Below are 664 nucleotides of genomic sequence, written 5' to 3'. Positions count from 1 at the left end.
TGTGGAATGGCCCTGCGGAATTGGTTCGTCATCATATCAATTTTCCTTGGGCAGGAGATAGCCGGTGGTCGAATGGTCGGACACGAGGTAGCGGGCGGCAACGGCCTTAACCTGATCGGCCGTGACCTTGCGGATGCGGTCCGGCCATTCCTCGACGTCTTTCACATTGCCGCCTGTGGCAAGCGTGGCGCCATACCTGCCAGCGACGGAGACCTGCTCGTCATGGGCGAAGATGAACGAGCGGATATAGCGGTTTTTCGTCTTCTCCAGTTCGTCGCTGGTGATGCCGTTCCTGGCGATGCGCGCTATCTCGGCGTCGACTGCGGCCTCGACATCCGCAAGCTTCGCCTTGCCGCGCGGCCAGCCGCGGATGCTGAACTTGCCAGCATCCAGCATGGTGCCCTCGAAATCAGCGTCGGCCGCTGCGGCTATGCCCTGCTTCACAACGAGCTCCTGGTACAGCCGGCTGCGGTTGCCCCCGGCGAGAATCTGTGCCAGCAGGTCCAGCGCCTCGGCTTCGCCGGGCTCGGCGGTGCGATAGGACGGCACCACCCAATATCTGGAAAAGATGGGGACCGAAACGCGGCCATCCCTTAGCGTCAATGTGCGCCTGGTGTTCTGCACCGGCTCAGACGGGCGTTCGCGTGGCGGCAGATCTGGTCCA

At 62.8% G+C, this 664-nt stretch carries 1 protein-coding gene; it reads right to left on the bottom strand.

Going from position 1 to position 664, the window contains the following annotated elements; translation table 11 throughout:
- Positions 1–36: 36 nt before the first annotated feature.
- The coding region (locus AC0L2Z_RS35380) for a M16 family metallopeptidase (RefSeq protein ID WP_473630642.1) at positions 37–664 on the bottom strand (628 nt) is incomplete at its 5' end.

It is taken from the genome of Mesorhizobium sp. WSM4850, assembly GCF_055811735.1.
Note: the sequence above shows the minus strand (reverse complement) of the source record. Positions and strands in the feature narration are given on the sequence as shown.